The organism is Clostridium taeniosporum, from assembly GCF_001735765.2.
Taxonomy (GTDB): domain Bacteria; phylum Bacillota; class Clostridia; order Clostridiales; family Clostridiaceae; genus Clostridium; species Clostridium taeniosporum.
This window is the reverse complement of record NZ_CP017253.2, coordinates 2,145,360-2,161,029: the sequence shown is the minus strand read 5'-3', so window position 1 is coordinate 2,161,029 and position 15,670 is coordinate 2,145,360. Positions and strand designations below refer to the sequence as shown.

At 24.4% G+C, this 15,670-nt stretch carries 14 protein-coding genes; 8 read left to right on the top strand and 6 right to left on the bottom strand.

Annotation, left to right across the window (positions count from 1 at the left end):
* Positions 1–6: 6 nt before the first annotated feature.
* Together BGI42_RS09910 and BGI42_RS09905 are read left to right on the top strand one after the other, a co-directional pair.
* Positions 7–1,710 carry a bifunctional glycosyltransferase family 2 protein/class I SAM-dependent methyltransferase gene (locus BGI42_RS09910; protein WP_069680153.1) on the top strand — a complete coding sequence of 568 codons (1,704 nt, stop codon included), beginning with the start codon at positions 7–9 and terminating at the stop codon, positions 1,708–1,710.
* Positions 1,711–2,376: a glycosyltransferase family protein gene (locus BGI42_RS09905; protein ID WP_069680152.1), complete on the top strand. Its 666-nt coding sequence runs from the start codon at positions 1,711–1,713 to the stop codon at positions 2,374–2,376.
* Positions 2,377–2,480: 104 nt separating this feature from the next.
* On the opposite strand, the gene BGI42_RS16635 is transcribed toward BGI42_RS09905, so the two are convergent.
* From BGI42_RS16635 to BGI42_RS09885, 4 genes are read right to left on the bottom strand one after another with little or no spacing between them, the layout of a single operon-like run.
* Positions 2,481–2,969: a glycosyltransferase gene (locus BGI42_RS16635; RefSeq protein ID WP_420825943.1), complete on the bottom strand. Its 489-nt coding sequence runs from the start codon at positions 2,967–2,969 to the stop codon at positions 2,481–2,483.
* A 38-nt stretch (positions 2,970–3,007) separates the two neighbouring features.
* The gene (locus BGI42_RS09895) at positions 3,008–3,550 is read right to left on the bottom strand and encodes a hypothetical protein (protein WP_105165917.1); all 543 of its coding nucleotides are present in this window, start codon (positions 3,548–3,550) and stop codon (positions 3,008–3,010) included.
* Positions 3,551–3,594: 44 nt separating this feature from the next.
* Positions 3,595–4,476, bottom strand: a complete 882-nt coding sequence (rfbA, locus tag BGI42_RS09890) for a glucose-1-phosphate thymidylyltransferase RfbA (RefSeq protein ID WP_069680150.1) — start codon at positions 4,474–4,476, stop codon at positions 3,595–3,597.
* A gap of 30 nt (positions 4,477–4,506) precedes the next feature.
* Positions 4,507–4,995 (bottom strand): hypothetical protein, encoded by a 489-nt coding sequence (locus tag BGI42_RS09885; protein WP_069680149.1) that lies wholly within the window; start codon positions 4,993–4,995, stop codon positions 4,507–4,509.
* A 529-nt stretch (positions 4,996–5,524) separates the two neighbouring features.
* On the opposite strand from BGI42_RS09885, the gene BGI42_RS09880 reads away from it, so the two are divergent.
* From BGI42_RS09880 to BGI42_RS09870, 3 genes are all read left to right on the top strand, one after another.
* Complete coding sequence (locus tag BGI42_RS09880; RefSeq protein WP_069680148.1) at positions 5,525–8,740, top strand: ligand-binding sensor domain-containing protein; 3,216 nt, start codon at positions 5,525–5,527, stop codon at positions 8,738–8,740.
* A gap of 28 nt (positions 8,741–8,768) precedes the next feature.
* Positions 8,769–9,455, top strand: a complete 687-nt coding sequence (locus BGI42_RS09875) for a 23S rRNA pseudouridine(2604) synthase RluF (protein ID WP_069680147.1) — start codon at positions 8,769–8,771, stop codon at positions 9,453–9,455.
* A gap of 212 nt (positions 9,456–9,667) precedes the next feature.
* Positions 9,668–10,831 carry an iron-containing alcohol dehydrogenase gene (locus BGI42_RS09870; protein ID WP_069680146.1) on the top strand — a complete coding sequence of 388 codons (1,164 nt, stop codon included), beginning with the start codon at positions 9,668–9,670 and terminating at the stop codon, positions 10,829–10,831.
* A 101-nt stretch (positions 10,832–10,932) separates the two neighbouring features.
* Here the strand turns inward: BGI42_RS09870 and BGI42_RS09865 are convergent, their stop codons facing one another.
* Positions 10,933–11,412, bottom strand: a complete 480-nt coding sequence (locus tag BGI42_RS09865) for a GtrA family protein (protein ID WP_105165916.1) — start codon at positions 11,410–11,412, stop codon at positions 10,933–10,935.
* A gap of 9 nt (positions 11,413–11,421) precedes the next feature.
* Complete coding sequence (locus BGI42_RS09860) at positions 11,422–12,393, bottom strand: glycosyltransferase family 2 protein (RefSeq protein ID WP_069680144.1); 972 nt, start codon at positions 12,391–12,393, stop codon at positions 11,422–11,424.
* Positions 12,394–12,757: 364 nt separating this feature from the next.
* On the opposite strand from BGI42_RS09860, the gene BGI42_RS09855 reads away from it, so the two are divergent.
* The 3 genes from BGI42_RS09855 to BGI42_RS09845 all read left to right on the top strand — a co-directional run bounded on the left by BGI42_RS09855 (position 12,758) and on the right by BGI42_RS09845 (position 14,979).
* Positions 12,758–13,618 (top strand): S66 family peptidase, encoded by an 861-nt coding sequence (locus BGI42_RS09855; protein WP_069680143.1) that lies wholly within the window; start codon positions 12,758–12,760, stop codon positions 13,616–13,618.
* A gap of 42 nt (positions 13,619–13,660) precedes the next feature.
* The gene (locus BGI42_RS09850) at positions 13,661–14,479 is read left to right on the top strand and encodes an alpha/beta fold hydrolase (protein WP_069680142.1); all 819 of its coding nucleotides are present in this window, start codon (positions 13,661–13,663) and stop codon (positions 14,477–14,479) included.
* 143 nt (positions 14,480–14,622) lie between these two features.
* Positions 14,623–14,979, top strand: a complete 357-nt coding sequence (locus BGI42_RS09845; RefSeq protein WP_069680141.1) for a nucleotidyltransferase domain-containing protein — start codon at positions 14,623–14,625, stop codon at positions 14,977–14,979.
* The last annotated feature ends 691 nt before the right edge of the window (positions 14,980–15,670 follow it).

Below are 15,670 nucleotides of genomic sequence, written 5' to 3'. Positions count from 1 at the left end.
TTATTTATGAATGGTAATATAAGTACAGGTATAGAGACGTTAAATTATATAAGAGATTATAATGTTGTTATTACTGAAAAAGTACGATTTACGAGCATAATTATTTTAACTTATAATCAATTAGAATATACAAAATTATGTATTGAAAGTATTAGAAAATTTACACCTGAAAATTATTATGAAATAATAGTAATAGATAATAATTCCACAGATGGAACTGTAGAGTGGTTAAATGAACAAGAAGATTTAAAATTAATATTAAATCAAATGAATTTGGGATTTCCAGTAGGGTGTAATCAAGGGATAAATGTAGCTAAAGGAGAAAATATACTACTGTTAAATAATGATACAATAGTTACTCCTAATTGGTTAAATAATTTGGATAAGGCTTTATATAGTAAAGATAATATAGGTGCTGTTGGGGCAATAACTAATAATTGCTCTAATGGACAGCAAATTGGTGTAGCATATAATGATATACAAGAAATGTTAGAGTTTTCTGACAAAATCAATATATCAAATGAAGAAAAATGGCTTTACAAAACTAAATTGATAGGATTTTGTTATCTTATAAAAAAACAAGTTTTAAACAAAACAGGCTTATTAGATCCTTTATTTACTCCAGGAAATTATGAAGATGATGATATATCTTTAAGGATATTAAAAGAAGGTTATTATTTATTATTATGTAATGATTGTTTTATACATCATTTTGGAAGTGTTTCTTTTAGTAAAGATATGAATAAATTTTCTATGTACTTTTCAATAAATAGGGCTAAATTAGATTATAAGTGGGGATTTAATGTTAGTTATAGTAATAATGCAAGAAATGATTTGATAGAAATGATGGATTGTGATATAAGAAAAAAAATAAAGGTATTAGAAGTAGGGTGTGGAGCAGGAGCAACACTTATAGAATTAAAAAATAAATTTAAAAATGTAGAAACCTATGGAATTGAGATAAATGAAAAAGCAGCTGAAATAGCTAAAGGAATTTCTAATATTATAGTAGGTAATATAGAAAACATGGAAATTAGCTATAAAGAAAATTTTTTTGATTATATAATTTTAGGAGATGTATTAGAACACTTAATAAATCCGTGGGAAGTTATGGGTAAGTTGAAAAGATATTTGAAATTATCAGGAAAAATTATAGCGAGTATTCCAAATTTAATCCATATAACGATTATTAGAGATATTCTTAATGGGAAATTTACTTATACAGATCAAGGAATTTTAGATAGAACACATTTAAGATTTTTTACTTTAGAAGAAATAAGAAAATTATTTACTGTGACTGGATATGAAATTAATGATATAAAATATAATAATATTTATGTAAATGAACCAGATCATCAATTAATAAACGAACTTTGTAGAATTACAAATGAAGAAATGAGGAGTCAATATTATATATATCAGTATCGTATAAAAGCGGGTAAAATTATAGATCCTAATAGGTATATTAAACCAGAGTTAATTAAGTTAAAATATATGCTTATGAGAATTGATAATGATGTTTATGATATTGAAACTATCGATTATATATTTAATATGTATGAAAATAATGAAGATTATTTTATATATGATATTAAGTATTTTATTAATAAAGAGATTATCAATAAAGAAAAAGTTATTGATAAAATAAAACAAGAAGCTTCTAATAGAAATTTAGATGAACTTATTATTTCTTTAGGGGGATTAATGTAAATGAATAATAATAAAATAAGCTTTATAATTACTGTTAATGATGAATTAGCATATAAAGAAAGTAAGTATTATATAGATAATCTTACAGTACCAGTGGGGTTTGATATTGAAATATTACCTATCAGAAATGCAGAAAGTATAACAAAAGCCTATAATTATGCTATAGAGAATTGTGATTCTAAGTATAAGGTTTATCTCCATCAAGATGTAATGATAATTAATAAAAACTTTATAGAAGATATATTAAATATATTTAATTCAGATGAAAAAATAGGATTAATTGGAATGTGCGGTGTTAAAACTATACCTGATAGTGGTATATGGTGGGAAGGAATAAATAAATTTGGAAAAATTTATCAAAGCAGTACAGGAGTACTTGCACTGTTAGATTTTGAAAATCCGAATCAATTGTATGAAGAGGTAGAATGTATTGATGGGCTAATTATGATAACACAATATGATCTTCATTGGAGAGAAGACATCTTTAAAGGATGGCATTTTTATGATATATCTCAATGTTTAGAATTTAAAAATAAAGAATATAAAGTTGTTGTCCCTAAACAAGATATACCATGGTGCACTCATGATTGTGGTATAGTTAATACTTCAAATGGTTTTTATTCAGATAGAGATTTATTTATTAAGACTTATAAAAAGCTTAATTAATATATAAATTAATTAAAATAGCTGTATTAAAATAGTAATTAGAAATTCTATTTTAATACAGCTTATTTTAAAGTTTGGTTTGTTTTACATTCTGTCCACTTTATTTATACATACTTAATTAAATTATCTAATCTATGACAAATATCAATCCATTTTAAATTACTTTTTGCATATATTTGAGAATTTTTACAATTTGTTTTTAGCAAATTATCATTATTACAAGTTTCTAACAGAATTTGAGCAAGTACATATGCATTGTTTGTTGGAAGTATCTTTCCGTAGTGTCCAAAATCAGTAATATCTAATACACCATCTACATCAGAAGAGATTAAATAACATCCGTTTGATAAGGACTCAGCAAATACATTAGCACATGCTTCACATTGGGAAGTTAAACAAAATATTTTAGCATCTTCATAGCTTTTTTTTAATAATCTTTTATCTAACCTTCCACTTAAAATAATCCTATCAACTAAATTAGGATTTTCTTTAAAATATTTATTTAAATAATTTGAGAAATTTGGATCTATATTTCCAACTAGTTCTACATTCCAATTACTTATTTTATCTTGTATGATTTTGAATGCCTCTATTAAAATTTCATTAGATTTTTCAGGGGCACCAACTCTACCTACAAATAAAATGGTATTTTTTTATTTTCATAATTTATTATTTTTTCTGGTACAAAATCATAATATCCATTAAGGAAAACTTGTACATTTAATCCCCAATTTAGATTTAAAAACTTTTGAAGTTTGCTATCTTCTACAGTTATTAAGTCGCATTTTTTTAAAGTTTTAAGTATTGTCGGATTTATATTTTCATTTAGTCTATTCATCCAATATCTGTTAGCATCAAGTTTAAGATATATTTTACCTGTAGAATTTATGTTTTTATATTTATTTATAATATTTAGATTAAAATCATAAATTCCAATAAGCATAAGTACATCTGTTTTTTTTAATGATTGCACTAAGTAGTCTTCATCTGTTATAAGATTAACATCCATATTATCTAAATATAGATTATTATCAATTAAACTATCTTCTTTATGCATAGTAATAATGCTGGATTTGTAACCATAATATTTTTGCATAACAAATGGTATAACACCAACATCTTTTGTAAGAAGAGAATTGTTTATATTTGATAAAAATAATGTGAAATTTTTCATAGAGGGCTCACTTTCTAACGAATATTTAAAATTTGTTTAATGCTTTAGTAAATAATTTTTTCATTAGCTACATTTTTTAAATGAGCACCATAAGGGCTTTTGCCATAGGCTTCAGCACTCTTAAGCAATGTTTTTTTATCAATCCAATTATTTTTATAAGAAATTTCTTCTAGGCAAGCTATTTTAAGACCTTGTTTCAATTCTATGATTTTTACATATTCAGTAGCTTGAGTTAAGCTATCTACAGTTCCGGCATCAAACCAAGTATATCCACGTCCCAAAGTTATTACATCTAATTTATTTTTACTTAAATAAATTTTATTTAAATCAGTAATTTCTAATTCACCACGTTTAGATGGTGTTAAAGTCTTTGCATAACTACATACATTGTTATCATAAAAATAAAGTCCTGTAATAGCGTAATTTGATTTTGGTTTTTTAGGTTTTTCTTCTAATGAAAGTACTTGACCTTTTTTATTAAATTCTACAACACCAAAACGCTGAGGATCATCTACATAATATCCAAAAATTGTTGCACCATTATTGTTTTCTACTGCTTTTTTTAATTGTTTTGTAAAGCCATTACCATGAAATATATTATCACCAAGTATCATTGCGCAATTGTCATTACCTATAAAATCTTCACCTAATATAAAAGCTTGGGCTAATCCATCTGGAGAAGGTTGTTCTTTATATGATAGATTAATTCCATAACAGGTACCATCACCTAATAATTTTTTAAAATTAGGAAGATCGTGGGGAGTTGAAATTATTAAGATGTCTTTGATACCGGCAAGCATTAATGTTGAAAGAGGATAGTAAATCATTGGTTTATCATATATAGGCAAAAATTGTTTTGATGTTATCATAGTTAAAGGGTATAGTCTTGTACCACTTCCACCAGCTAAGATTATGCCTTTAGTCAAAAATAATCCCTTCTTTCAAGTTTAAAGATTCTAGTAACAATCTTTAAAATCATCACAATCACAGTTTTTTGGTGTTAAGCCTGTTGAGACAACTCTTTCACATCCAGTAGCAGCCTTACCAACTACAACTGTGTATTTATTTCCATTTTTACATGCACAAATATCAAATTGATAAAATCCTTCAAAATCTGTTAAAGTATGTGCAACACCAATTAATCCATTAGGAGTGACTTTCAATAACTTTACATAAGCACAAGGTATTTTATTACCATTGCAATCCATAATTTGTCCCCATATTCTAACTGTTTTTTTAGGTTGTACAATCATATCAGCTTTAATTTCATTATCATTATCATTGACTGAGAAATTAACGCTGTTTCCTAGTAAGTAAGAATTGTTATTATTATTATTATTTAAGTAATTATCTTTATTATAAGGTATATCATTATCTAAATAGTTATCATCAATCTCTTCATTCATATAGTTTATTTCATCATGTTTAAAATCATTTTCATTCATAGTAACACCCTTCTTTCAATATATTTTTAAAATCTATTTCGTTATATAATATAAACTTTAACAATAATGTGTTACAAAAATAATAATTAATTTAAAAAAATATATTTTTAATTGAATTTTAAGTTGAAAATACTGTTTATATAGGAATAAATATAATTAAAATAACAAATCATTATAAATAAGAAGAAATTTTTAATGAAGAAATTTTTAATAAGGATGTGTTATTTATGCCATGGTATATGATTTTAATAATATTTATTATAGTATGTTTAATAGGAGCATGGATATCTAGTTGGTATAAAAGTAAAAGATGATTATATAATTTATATTAAAATTATGTATTAATCTTTAAAGTTAGAATAATTAGTTTTAATATAAACTGATTTTTATTATATTTATATAAATAATTAAAAAATAAAAAATAACATGAATTTCAATAGGAATATTGAGTTATTAATATAAAATATTGTATTAAAAAATAATATTGTAGTATAATTATTGTATAAATATTGTCGAAAAGGAAGTAAAAATGAAAAAAAGATTGATATTGAAAAAAATAATAATTTTAGTAATATTTTTTAGTTTTGTAATAAATGCTAAAAACCATGTTAAGGCATATAATAATATTAATTTTAAAAACATTAGTATAGAGGATGGGTTATCTCAATCTAGTGTTGAAGATATTTTTCAAGATAGCAGTGGATACGTTTGGATAGGTACTCATGATGGATTAAATAAATATAATGGAAAAGAATTTAAAGTTTATAAATATGAAGAAGATTCAAGTAAGAGTATTGCAAGTAATAGTATAACTGTAATTAAAGAAGATGATTTAGGAAATTTATGGGTCGGGACAGCAAATGGGTTAAGTAAGATTAATTTAAAAGATGATACGATTAAAAATTATTATGATAAGAAAGCAGAAGGAAATTTATCTAATTATAATATCTGCGATATTTTAATTACTCATGATGAAAAAATATTGGTTGGAACAGCTGATGGTTTAAATATTTACAATGAAGCTGAAGATAAATTTGAAAGAATTCTATATGATGATAATAAAAAAGTTCTTACAAATCAAGTTATATACAGTTTAGATGAAGATGAAGATCATAATATATGGATTGGAACTGAGAATGGGTTAAATAAAGTAAATATGGAAACTAAAGAAATAGAATTTTTATATAATACTAATAATACTTATAAAAATTCTATACATAAAGTATATTCAGATAATGATGGGAAAGTATGGGTAGGTACATCTGGAGCAGGATTATTAAAAGTGGATATAAAAACAAATAATATAGTTGAATATAAACCTGAGCACTTTAAAATAAAAAAAGGATGTAAAAAAGGAAATTTAAAAGGTGGAGTAGTTAAAGATATATTAAAAGACACTAGGGGCGTTGTATGGGTATGTACAGACTACGGACTATCTATGTACAATGAAGATGAGGATAATTTTATTACTTATATAAATAAGGAATATTATAAATTTAGTTCAATAAATAAAAGCAATTTTTCTATAATGGAAGATTCAACAGGCTTGATATGGGTAGGTACATCTGGTGGAATAAGTAGATTCGATCCTAATAATGGAATAAAACATTATAAACACCATCCCTTTTTAACTAATACATTAAGTGATAATTCCATACAAGGTATTTATGAAGATGATGACGGATTAGTCTGGATAGGTACTATTAATAAAGGATTAAATATAATGAATCCTAAAACTGAAAATGTAACAAGGATAAATTCTAAAAATAGTGATCTTGTAAGTGATAAAATTAAATTTATAACAGGAAAAGAAAATGAAGTTTGGATAGCTACAGATAATGGTCTAAATAAAATTGATAAAAATACTGATGAAATTAAAGTATATACAACTGAAAATGGATTAACAAATAACCAAATAAGAACTTTATTCATAGACAATAAAGATTGTTTATGGATAGGAACAGCAGATGGAATTAATGTTTTAAATTTAAAAGATGATACTGTAGTGGATATGACATATATTTTAAAAAATAATAATATAGTAGATACTTATGTTGATAGTATATATCAGGATAAAGAAGGGATTTACTGGATAGGGTTGTATATGAATGGAGGATTAGTAAGATTAGATCCACATGATATGACTATAAAAAATTATACTAAAGTTAAAGGTGATAACAATACAATAAGTTGTAATGCTATAGCTTCAATAGTAGAGGATGAAAAAAATAATATATGGATAGGAACTAAATATGGATTAAATAAATTAGACAAGAGTACAGAAAAATTTACAAGATACACAGAAAAAGATGGACTAGCTAATAATAATGTTTATGGAATTTTGATAGATGATTTAGGTAATCCTTGGGTAAGCACTAATAATGGAATATCGAAATTAGATTTAAGCAATAATATATTCACTAATTTAAATATATCAAATGGACTTCAAAGTAATGAGTTTAATGGAAATAGTTATTTTAAAAATAGTAATGGAGAATTTTTATTTGGTGGGATTAATGGATTAAATATATTTAATCCATTAGAAATAAATAAAAATAGAAGTGTACCTAAAGTCTTTTTTGAAGAATTTGAAGTAAAGGGAAAAGAGTATAAAAATATAGATGGATTAAAATTCAATTCATATGAAAACATGTTTAGAGTTAAAATGTTTGTTCCAGATTATAAGAATATAGATGCTATAAAGTACTTTTATAAGCTTGAGGGAATAGATAACGATTGGAATATGGGGAATTTTAATGAATTTACGTATAATAATATAAAGCCAGGAAAGCATACATTAAAGGTGAAAATTGAAATGCCAGATGGTAGTATAAGTGAAGAAAGTCAAGTTACATTTACTATAAAACCTCCTTTATGGAAAAGTTCAGGAGCTATAAGTATTTATATTCTTTTAATTGTCTTAATAATATATTTAAGCATTACTAAATTAAAGAATTTAGATAGGATGGTTGAAAAAAGAACAAAGCAATTAAGAGAACAAATGGAGAAAAACAGAAAATTATTTGATAAAGTAATAGATTTAGAAAAAAGAAAAAATAATTATTTTGTTAATTTATCTCATGAGCTAAGAACTCCTTTAAATGTAATATCATCAACAGAACAGTTGATTTCAGAATTAAATAAGCAAGAATCTGGAATAGGTAAAGAAAAACTAAATTATTATATGAAAATAATAAAAAGAAATTCTAGTAGATTATTAAGATTAATAAATAATATAATAGATACAAATAAAATTGAAAGTGGAAGATATGAGATAAATTTGGAAAAACATGATATAGTATATTTAGTAGAAGAAACTTCTTTAAGTTTAAAAGATTATATTAAAAATAAGGGAATAAATTTAATCATAGATCCAGAAATAGAAGAAAAAATTATAATGTGTGACAGTTATGAAATTGAAAGATGTATAGTTAATTTAGTAAGCAATGCAGCTAAATTTACATCAGAAGGTGGAGAGATAAGAGTAATCTTAAAAGACCTAAATGATAAGGTCGTAATTATAGTTAAAGATAACGGAATAGGAATAGATCCCAAGTACCATAAAGCTATATTTGATAGATTTAATCAAATTGTAGATGCTAATTCAGAAGTAAAAGGTGGAAGTGGATTAGGATTAACTATAACCAAGCATATTATAGATTTACATAAGGGGAAAATATATGTTAATAGCGATATTGGAAAGGGATGTGAATTTGTTATAATATTACCTACAAATATAAAATGATTTTAATATTAAGATTGGAAGATAAAATATGCGAATTAACAAATTATTTAGTAACTTAGGAATCTGCTCAAGAAAAGCAACTAGAAAGTTAATTGAAGAAAATAGGATAATAGTAAATGGAGTTTCCTGTATACAAGGCCAATGGGTGGAATTAGAAGATGAAATTCTTTTTGATAATAAGCCACTTCCTATAAAGAAAAAAATATATATAGCATTAAATAAGCCTATAGGAATAACTTGTACATCAGCAGAAGAGGTTGAAGACAATATAATAAATTTTATGAATTATCCTGAATATATATTTCCAGTAGGTAGATTAGATAAAGCATCGCAAGGATTGATTTTATTAACTAATGATGGCGATCTGGGTAATAAAATTTTAGAATCAGAAAATGAACATGAAAAAGAATATATAGTTACTTTAGATAAATCTTTTGACGATGAGTTTATTTTAGGAATGTCAAATGGGGTTGATATATGCAATGTTAAAACAAGGAAATGCAAAGTAAGAAGAGTTTCAGAAAACACATTTAATATTATTTTAACTCAAGGTCTTAATAAGCAGATAAGAAGGATGAGCAAGTCATTTGGATATAATGTTAATATGCTAAAAAGAATAAGGATTCTTAACATTAAACTTGGAGAGTTAGAATATGGTAAATGGCGTTATTTAACTAGTGATGAGATAAAGGGGTTAAAAAATATTATAGAATAAAATAAATTTTTAAGTATATACATATAAGGCTGTATTTTTTTTTATGGTATTAGTTAATATGTAAATAAATATAAGTAGTATAAAGTTATTGATAAACAATAATTTAGATATAATGTTAAAGTTCATATAATTACATCTAAATTATACTAATATATGTTGAAAATATAGCCAAGTATAAATATATAAATATAATTGTAAGGAGAGAGGTTTATATGGAAAATTTTAATTATTCAATACCTACTGAAGTTTATTTTGGAAAAGGCCAAATTAAAAACTTAGGAAATGTAATAAAGAGATATGGTAATAAAGTACTTGTAGTGTATGGTGGGGGAAGTATTAAAAAAATAGGTCTATATGATGAAATGATAAAAATATTAAAAGAAAATAATATATCATTTGTTGAACTTTCAAATATAGCACCAAATCCTAGAATAGAATCTGTTAGAGAAGGTATAAAACTTTGTAGAGAAAATAATATAGAAGTTGTTTTACCTGTTGGAGGAGGAAGTACAATAGATTGTGCTAAAATCATTGCAGCAGGAGTTAACTATGATAATGATCCATGGGATATTGTATTAGATTCAAGTAAGATTACAACAGTATTACCTATAATAACTATTTTAACTTTATCAGCTACAGGTTCAGAAATGGATCCATTTGCAGTAATATCAGATATGAGCAAAAATGAAAAACTAGGTATAGGTAATGACAAAATGAAACCTAAGGTGTCTATATTAGATCCAGAATATACTTATTCTGTTCCTAAAAATCAAACAGCCGCAGGAACAGCAGATATAATGAGTCATATATTTGAAAATTATTTTAATAATACTAAAGAAGCATTTATTCAAGCTAGAACTGCAGAAGGACTTCTAAAAACATGTATTAAGTATGGAAAAATAGCAATAGAAGAACCTAATAATTATGAGGCAAGAGCAAATTTAATGTGGGCATCTAGTTTAGCTATTAATGGTTTAATATCATATGGAACTAAAGGTACATGGTCAGTACATCCAATGGAACACGAATTAAGTGCATTTTATGATATAACTCATGGTGTTGGATTAGCTATTTTAACACCTCATTGGATGAGATATGTTTTAAATGATGATACTTTATATAAATTCGTTGAATATGGAATTAATGTATGGGATTTAGATAAAACTTTAGATAAATATACTATAGCTAATACTGCAATAGATAAAACTGCTGAGTTTTTTAAAGAAATAGGAATTCCATCAACATTAAGAGAAGTAGGGATTGGAGAAGAAAATTTTGAAATAATGGCACAAAAAGCAGTTAAATCTGGATTAAAATATGGATTTAAACCACTTACTTCACAAGATGTAGTAAATATATATAAAGCTTCATTATAAATATGTTTTTAGATAAATTTTATATATAAATAATCAAAGATAATCTGCGTAAGTGAATTTATAAAATATATATTTAAAACATATATAATATGGAGGATTATTTAATAATTCAAATAAAAGTTACTACATTTAAAATATATTCTAAATGTAGTAACTTTATTTAATTTAAATATTTTTTTTTCCCTATGTTTGAATGCGAAAAATTTCATTAATATAAATGTTAAAGGAACTCCAATTATAGCAGCTAAAATATAGGCTATAAGCTTGTATAATCCCATAATATTAAATACTATAAGCACAACTATATTTTGTATAATAAAATTTGGAATGTATGAGATTGCAAATTTTATGAATTTACTCAAATCTAGAGTTTCTTTAAATGTAAAGAAACTATTTAATAAGTATGACACAAATAATCCACAAATATATCCTACAATGAAAGCTATATTTTCATTTAAAAATTTTGAAAATATATAAGCAAATATTATACCAATAAATGTATTAATGACTCCTATAGTTACAAAAATAAAAAATTGTTTTGTAAAAAATGTATTCTTTATTTTTAATATAAGCTTATCCAATAAATTCACCTACATATCAATTTTATCTTTATTATTTTTTATTAGTTTATCAGCAATGATAAAGCGTGGTCTTTGTTTTGTCTCATTATATATTTTTCCTATATATTCACCAATTACTCCTAAAGATAAAAGTTGTATTCCACCAAGCATCCAAATTGATAAAGTTAAAGAAGTCCAACCAGTAACTGTTTTGCCTAAGAAATTAACGATAAGTGAATAAATTAAAGCTATAAAACTAACAAAAAATATAAAGAAACCTAATTCAGTAATTATTCTTATTGGTTTTATGCTAAAAGATGTAATTCCATCTAATGCAAAAGCAAGCATTTTCTTTAATGGATATTTTGATTCACCAGCAAATCGTTCATGACGTTCATATTCTACTACGGAGTATTTATAACCTATTAAAGGTACAATGCCTCTTAAGAATAAATTGACTTCTTTAAATTGACTTAATCCTTCTAAGGCTCTTTTACTCATAAGTCTATAATCAGCATGGTTGTACATAATATTTACGCCAAGAGCGTTCATGAATTTATAGAATCCTAAAGCAGTTGTTCTTTTAAAGAAAGTATCCGTTTTTCTAGATGATCTAACCCCATAAACAACGTCACTTCCAGAATAATATTCATTAACAAACTTATCAATTACTTCAATATCATCTTGAAGATCAGCATCTAATGATATTGTTATATCAGCACAATCTTTCGCAGTCATTAAACCAGCTAGTAGAGCATTTTGATGCCCTTTGTTTCTAGATAAATTTACTCCACTAAAAATGGAATTTTGAGAATTAAGCTCTTTAATTATATCCCATGTTTTATCTTTTGAACCATCATTGACAAATAGAATTTTACTGTCACTTGACACAAAGTCTTTATCTATCATAGAATTCATTTTTATTAATAATCTTTTTGCTGTTTCGTGTAATACAGCTTCTTCATTATAACAAGGAATTACCAAGTATAGGCAACCTTTCATATATAATACCTCCAAATTGTTAACATATAAATTTTATTTATGTATATTCATAAATGGTTATATAAGTTTAAAAATACAAAAATAACTATAAATCATAATATTCAAATTGTAAACAAAATTTTACTTTAAATCAAGAGTGTGTAAGAAATAAACTCAAATAATCATGTTTTAAAATGTGAATATTTTACTATTCTTTCGGAAAATATAAAAATCTTAGATTTATGAATAATTTAGAGTGAAAGTAAAGAGATATATAATAAAAAAATACAAAAAGCGAATTTAGTGTCATATAAAATTAAGGTCCTATTTTAAATATATCAACACTCTGTTAAAATATAGTCAAAATTAAATAAAGGAGAATTTTATGAAAAGATTAAATTATGGTGATAAAGTTGGGATTTTAGCGTGTTCTAATGGACTTGATAAAAATATGGAAGTAAAAATAAATAAATTAAAAAAGATTTTAAATGAAATTGGTTTAAAAGTTGTTTTTTCAAATAAAATATTTAAAAAATATTCTATATTTAATGGAAGTGGAAAAGAAAGAGCAATTGAACTTATGAAATTTTTTCAAGATAAGAGTATAAAAGCTATTTTTGATATTTCAGGTGGAGATTTATCTAATGGTATTTTAGAATATTTAGATTTTGATATTATTAAGAAAAATCCTAAGTTATTTTTTGGATATAGTGATTTATCAGTAGTTATAAATGCCTTATATGCTAAAAGTGGTGTTGAAACGTATTTATATCAAATAAGAAATTTAATTGGAGATAATTCTAAAATTCAAATTAAAGATTTTATAGAAACATTTATGGAAAATAAAAAAAGTCTTTTTAAATTTGAATATGAATGGATACAAGGAAAATTTATGAATGGAATAGTAGTAGGAGGAAATATACGCTGTTTTTTAAAACTTGCTGGAACAGAATATATTCCTAACTTTAAAGATAAAATTTTATTATTAGAAAGCTTAAGTGGTGATGTAGCAAAAATGACTACATATTTAACTCAGTATAAACAGCTAGGTGTATTTAAAGATATAAAAGGAATAATATTAGGCAGTTTTACAGAAATGGAAAATAAGAAGTATAGTCCTAGTATTATTGAATTAGTACAAGAAATAGTAAATAATCCTAATATACCTATAGTAAAGACAAGTGAAATTGGTCATGATTCAGATTCAAAGTGTATTGTTATAGGAAAGAATATAGAACTGAAATAACAATATTGAAGTAAATTTTATAAAGGTTATGAGGGTGAAATTATGATATGTAAAGTAAAAGATATTAATATAAATTATGAAATAATAGGTGAAGGCAAACCAATTATAATGTTACATGGATACTGTGTGGATCATAGATTAATGACTGGTTGTATGGAAAATATATTTGAAAAGAGGAAAGGATATAAACGTATATATGTAGACTTACCAGGTATGGGAAAATCCGATAGTGCTAAATGGATTATTAATTGTGATGTTATGCTTGATATTTTAATTGAATTTATAAATGAAATTATTCCAAATGAAAATTTTTTAATTATAGGTCAATCATATGGTGGTTATATATCAAGAGGAATAGTGTATAAGATGATAGATAAAGTAGATGGAGTTATATTAATATGCCCAGTTATAAAACCTGATAAGAAAAATAGAAATGTACCAGAACATGTTGTCGTAAAAAAAGATAAGGTATTATTATCTAAACTTAGTTTTGAAGAAGCAAAAGAAATTAATAATTGTTTAGTAACACAAAATGAAGAAATTTACAAAAGATATAAAAATGAAGTTCTAGAGCCTATAAGAATAGGGGATGTGGAGTTTTTAAAGAATTTCCAAGAAGAGGGCTATGAATTATCTTTTGATGTTGATAAATTAAATAAAAAGTTTGAGAAACCTGTACTTATCTTATTAGGTAAACAAGATTCTTGTGTAGGATATAAAGATGCTTGGAGTATATTAGATAACTTTGCAAGAGGAACTTTTGCTGTGTTAGATGGATCAGGACATAATTTACAAATAGAGCAAAGTGAAGTATTTAATTCACTAGTAAGTGAATGGTTAAATAAAGTAGATGAATTATAACTTAGTATTGTTTAAAACAAAAAATAAAATTTAATTTAGAAAATATAGTTTTCTTTATAATTATAGGATTTCTTTTATTTACAATAATGATTAAAATATTATAAAATAATATAATAGTTTAATTTAAGATAGGATGAATTTAATTGAAAAATGATGTTGATTATTCATTAGATGAAAATTTAAAAAGTAGTATAATTAAAATTAAAAATATAATTTTATCTAAATTATATAATACTGATATATATCTTTTTGGTTCAATAGCAAAAGGTAGATATTCAAAGCAAAGTGATATAGATTTGCTTGTTATAATTGATGAAAATAAATCCACTAAGGAGTTAAGAGTATTAAGACATGAAATAGAAGATGTTTTAGATACGTTTAGATTGGAAAGGGATGTAGATATTAAACTTTATAGTAAAGAACGATATAATGAGCTTTGTAAGAAGCCTTGTTTTGAGCAAGCAATACTTAAAGATTTAGTTGACATAGGAGGTTGGTAAAGTAGAGATTTAAAGGATTTTTATTTTAGTAGAAGATATGCTTCAGATGATTATGAATTTTTAAGTGATGATGAGTATAAAGAATATATAGATAATTTTTATGAATTATTAGGAGAATTAAAAGAAATAAGGAACAATATATAATCCTAAAAACAGTTTAAGTATTTAAACTACGATTATTGACAAAACATGACCATTAATATATTATAAGATAAAGAAAATACAAATTAATAATAAAAGCAATGAAAAAGAGGAGTAGAAACTGAAAATATTAAAGGAAACTAGCTTACATAAGCATAGGAGTATGGTTCTTTTTTATTAGTAATATACGATAAAAAAGAACAAGTAAGAGAGAGGGAATAGGTGAAAGCCCTTATATGGAAAGTTTTGAAGGTAGCTTTTGAGCTTCTTTAGTGAAATAAGAGTAGCTAAGGACGGTTTGTCTAAATCGTTAATTAATTAAGAGTCCATTAAAAACATTAAATTATGTTTGCGTGGAAATAAAGGTGGTACCGCGAGTCTTCGTCCTTTTTGGATTGAGGGCTTTTTTTATTTTAAATATGTTTTAATATATGTAATAGATAAAGTTAAATTACTTAGTTCATTTTATTTATGTATATATAAACACGTTTTAAAACAAGACTATAAAAATGATAATTAATTAGTTTAAAATAATTTAGCTAATTTAAAT